This is a genomic window from Microcystis sp. LE18-22.4A (assembly GCF_027531105.1).
Classification (GTDB): domain Bacteria; phylum Cyanobacteriota; class Cyanobacteriia; order Cyanobacteriales; family Microcystaceae; genus Microcystis; species Microcystis aeruginosa.
The window spans coordinates 1-4,413 of sequence record NZ_JAPZRB010000019.1; the positions used below are offsets into that span (position 1 = coordinate 1).

4 protein-coding genes are annotated in these 4,413 nt (G+C 45.5%); 2 read left to right on the forward strand and 2 right to left on the reverse strand.

The genetic code is table 11. The features are described from left to right. The coding region (locus O9295_RS00720; RefSeq protein ID WP_288030953.1) for a zinc ribbon domain-containing protein at positions 1–292 on the forward strand (292 nt) is incomplete at its 5' end. Between the two features lie 30 nt (positions 293–322). Here O9295_RS00720 and O9295_RS00725 read toward each other — a convergent pair. Continuing rightward, positions 323–1,201 carry an NAD(P)-dependent oxidoreductase gene (locus tag O9295_RS00725; protein WP_288030956.1) on the reverse strand — a complete coding sequence of 293 codons (879 nt, stop codon included), beginning with the start codon at positions 1,199–1,201 and terminating at the stop codon, positions 323–325. A 182-nt stretch (positions 1,202–1,383) separates the two neighbouring features. Then, positions 1,384–3,303, reverse strand: coding sequence for a BRCT domain-containing protein (locus O9295_RS00730; RefSeq protein WP_288030958.1), 1,920 nt, complete (start codon positions 3,301–3,303; stop codon positions 1,384–1,386). A gap of 470 nt (positions 3,304–3,773) precedes the next feature. On the opposite strand from O9295_RS00730, the gene O9295_RS00735 reads away from it, so the two are divergent. Further along, positions 3,774–4,406, forward strand: coding sequence for a DUF3782 domain-containing protein (locus tag O9295_RS00735; RefSeq protein ID WP_288030960.1), 633 nt, complete (start codon positions 3,774–3,776; stop codon positions 4,404–4,406). Positions 4,407–4,413 lie beyond the last annotated feature (7 nt).

Here is a 4,413-nt window from a genome sequence, read left to right on the forward strand (position 1 = left end):
GGAAGGAAAAATCTATATAGAAGTAGATAGATTCTTTCCTAGCTCTAAGACTTGTAGTAACTGTTTAAATCGTCTGGATAGTTTGAGTTTAGATATTCGCAGTTGGCAATGTCCTAAGTGTGGAGAAACCCACGATAGAGATATCAATGCCGCTAAGAATATTCGGGATGAAGGTTTACGAATTTTGGCGGTAGGGCATACCGCTACTGCTTCTGGAGGGAGAGTAAGACCAAGTAAAGGCACTGCTTTTGCAAGGCATCTCCCTGTGAATGAAGAATCCCCACGCCTTTAGGCAACGGGAGTGTCAACGTCAACAAAAGGCTTAATCGTAGGCGCGAATCATCGCTTGGGTTCCCTGTTTAATTCCCTTGCCTTCGTCCAATTCCGCTACTACTTTAAATAGAGTTTCCGCTAAATCTGTCCCGGGCAGAATTTCCCCGGCTGTCTGGGCAGTTTCTTTGACTAATCGCAAATCTTTTAAAATATGTTCAATCATAAAAGCCGGCTGTAAATCTTGGGCGAGGATTTTTGGTCCCAAATTTTCCAACGCCCAAGAACCCGCCGCCCCCGTTTTACAGACTTCTATGACTAAATTGGGGTCTAATCCTTGAATTTTTGCCATTTTTAGAGCCTCACACAGCGCCACCATGTGAACCGCCCCCAAGACTTGATTACAGAGTTTTACTGCTTGTCCGTTGCCGATTTCGCCACACCAGCGAATAGTTTTGCCCATGGCTTGAAAACAGGGCAGACAAGTCTGAAAATCCGCTTCTTTCCCTCCCACCATAATAGTTAAAGTGCCGTTTTTCGCCCCAATATCGCCACCAGAGACGGGAGCATCGAGAAAACGGAGATTATTTTCCTCTAGCTTTTTACCAATCATCCTAGCGGCTTGAGAGCCAATGGTACTCATATCCACCACCAGAGTTCCCACCGCTGCCGATTCCACGACACCCCCCTGTCCTAAAATTACCGCTTCCACGTCAGGCACATCTCCGACGCAGGTAAAGACAATCTCGGCATCCCTGACGGCGGCGGCGATACTAGAACAAATGTTCGCACCAGCTGCCCCGGCAATGGTTATCCCCGGCGCCTCTGGGGTACGATTCCAAGCATTGACAGCAAAACCTTGACGGACAAGATTAGTCGTCATCGGCGCTCCCATCACTCCTAATCCTAAAAAGGCAATTTTTTGACTCATAATTTTGGTAATCAAGGGAACAGGGTGTGGGGTGTGGGGTGTGGGGAAGTGGGGAAGTGGGGAAGTGGGGAAGTGGGGAAGTGGGGAAGTGGGGAAGTGGGGAAGCTGTTTCATCACCCTATCACCCCAAAACCCTCCGCAACGCGCACGCAGTGACCACCCTATCTCCTGACAACCGACGGCTAAACTAATTCTACCATTTGCAGAAATTGGGCTTCTGAAAGGGTTTTTATGCCTAATTTTTGAGCCTTTTTGAGTTTCTCACCGGGGGCTTTACCGAGGAGAATATAATCAGTGTTCGCACTGGGGGAACTGGTAACAGTACCACCGACATTAATAATCAATGATTTCGCTTTCTCGCGACTGATTTTGCTGAAGGTTCCTAGTATAACTACGCTTTTTCCCCTTAGGGTATTTTCGGCGGATTCTTGACTCGTTTGGACTATCTCCGCTGCGGGTTGCACTTCTAAACTCGTATCGGCAACCAGGATTTTTTCTGCTGCTACTACCGGAGTTTCCTCGGCAATCACCGGGGGAGTTTCCTCGGCAATCACCGAGGGGGTTTCCTGCTCTTCTACTACCGGAGTCTCGCTAATAATTGCTGCTGGTTCATTAGTGGTAATAGGGGCAGTTTGTGGAGAGAAATCGTCTCTTTCTTGCTTTAGGTTTTGAATTTGAACCTCTAAAGCGGCGATTTCTTTTTGCTTAGTTGCTAACTCACCCTCAAACTTAATTTTTTCCTTTTCTAAAGCTTTAGCTGCCGTTTTTTGGGCTTCTAAATCTTGAGTTAGTTGGCGATTTTGTTGGCTTAATTCCTCGATATGACGGGAAGTTGTGGTTTCTAATTGGTCTTTTTCGGCACTTAACTGGTGTAGTTGAATCTCTAAATTAGAAATGTTTTCCCGATAGGTTTCTAGCTGTTGCGGTAACTGGGTTAATTCCTGTAATTGCCCTTCTAAATCAGCAATTTTTGCCTGAGAATCAGCCAATTGTTGGGGTAACTGGGTTAATTCCTGTAATTGCCCTTCTAAATCAGCAATTTTTGCCTGAGAATCAGCCAATTGTGGCGGTAACTGGGTTAATTCCTGTAATTGCCCTTCTAAATGAGCAATTTTTTCGGCAGCAGTGCTTAATTCTGCCGATAATTCCCCTTTCTGGGCTGCTAAAGCTTGTAACTCCAGTTTAGCTGCTTCGAGATGAGCGCCGAGACTGTCCTTTTCGGCGGTTATGGCTGTCACTTGAGCGACGGTTTCTTGGAGTTTTATAGTTAAATTGTCGCATTCTTGGCCTAAAGAGAGCGATCGAGTTTGACTTGCGGCTAAATCTTCGCTGAGAGACTTTTTTTGCTGCTCTAACCCGCTAATTTGATCCTGTAAGCTGGCTATTTCCTGCTGTCCTCGCTCATACTGTTCTGTTTGGTCAGCCAGATTCTGTTCTAAGGTTTGAATTTGACCTTGCAAGCTGGGAATTTGAGCAGCTAAATCGCTTAATTCTTGGTTTTTATGCTCTAAATCGGCCACTTTCGCCCTTAATTCCTCGGCTTTTTCTATATCTTGCTGTAAGAGAGCTTTATCCTGTTCTAGGGTCTGAATTTGACTATAGAGAGAGGTGGTCTGTTTTTTGGTCAAGTCAAATTGACGGTTAATTTCACCTTTTTGCTGCTCTAAAGTTTGAATCTGTGCCTCTAGGCTAGTAATTTGGGCTTTTTCTGCCTCTAACTGCTCCATCAAACCAGCTTTCTCCGCTTCTATTTCCTTAGCGGTGGTTTTCAGTTGTTCGATTTCACCCTCACCTATCTGGACAGCTTGCTGGAGGGACTGGAGAGAATTTTCTAAATCCGTAGCTTTGTGCTGTAATTGGGCGGAATGTTGTTCTATGTGAATGATTTTGGCGTGCAGCTGCTGATTTTCGTCTTTTAAGTCTGATTGCGCCACGTCTAAACCCTTGACTTGAGCCAACAAATCTGAGTTACTTTGCTGTAATTGCGCTTGTGCGGCTAAAAGGGCGGTATTTTTGCTGACGAGACCAGAGCGCGACCAGAGGAATAGTCCTCCGAAAACAGCACTTAAACCTAATCCTTCATAAATTAATTCGTTGAGCATATCTACCCTCCTAGACAAGCGAAAAACAGTCACCTAACCGAACTGATGCGGCAATTTTGGTTATAGACCTACATCTCTACTTATATCAGTTACGGGGTGCATTCGGGGGAAGGGCGGGGAAAAAGTCACTTTTTTCATCCCGTTGTAAAAAGGTGATTTAGCTATTCGCGTTATGCTAATTTGTACCTGATCCCATTCTTGGGTGATTTCCAGGTTGATTTCTTCCTGATGGTCAAAATAGTAGCCTATTGCCGCAGGAACTTCGGCTGATAATTATCCATTGTCAATTGCCTATTATCCATTAAAAACGCGATCGCCTTTTGACCTTTGACCCCTTCCCCTTGAACTGCGATCGCTGATTAGTTGATAGTCAATAATTGATTGAAAAAACACGGATGAGAAGCTAGGGATTTTTTCTGGGCCAAGTCGCTAGAATGGGACTAGACTCCTCAAGCTTGAAGAATCTTCCTATGTCAGACGCTGTAACGATCGCCGATATTTACAAGTTATTTGAAAGAACTGAGGCCCAATTTGCCGAGTTTCAAAAGGAAGCTGATCGCCGCAGTGCCGAAGCCGATCGCCGCAGTGCCGAAGCTGATCGCCGCAGAGAGGAAGCTAATCGCACGATGGAAGAATTAAAAAAACAGGTACAAGAAACGACCAAAGCCGTTAATAACCTAACAACACGCTGGGGCAGATTCGTTGAAGAAATGGTAGAGCCTGCGGTCGTGCGTTTATTTCAGGAACGGGGCATTGATGTCACCCAAACGATGAGTCGCTTGAAAAGTAAGCGTTCTGGGGCGGCAATGGAGATTGATATTGTGGCGGTGAATGGGAGCGAGTTGGTGGCTGTGGAATGTAAATCTCGACTGTCGAGGGATGATGTAGATGATTTTGTCAGCCGATTACAGCGATTTAAGGTTGCTTTCCCCCAATTTCGAGAGTTTCGGGTTTATGGGGCAGTGGCAGGCATTGAAATTGATCAGGGGATAGATGTCTATGCCTATCGGCGCGGTTTGTTTGTGATTAAGCAGTCGGGGGAAACGGTTAAAATTATCAATGATGCTCAGTTTCAACCTTTGGGTTTTGCTGAAGGTGTTTAATCTCTTT

Coding starts and splice junctions, on each gene's coding strand:
- O9295_RS00730 (WP_288030958.1), bottom strand. CDS start 3,303: ATGCTCAACGAATTAATTTATGAAGGATTAGGTTTAAGTGCTGTTTTC.
- O9295_RS00735 (WP_288030960.1), top strand. CDS start 3,774: ATGTCAGACGCTGTAACGATCGCCGATATTTACAAGTTATTTGAAAGA.
- O9295_RS00725 (WP_288030956.1), bottom strand. CDS start 1,201: ATGAGTCAAAAAATTGCCTTTTTAGGATTAGGAGTGATGGGAGCGCCG.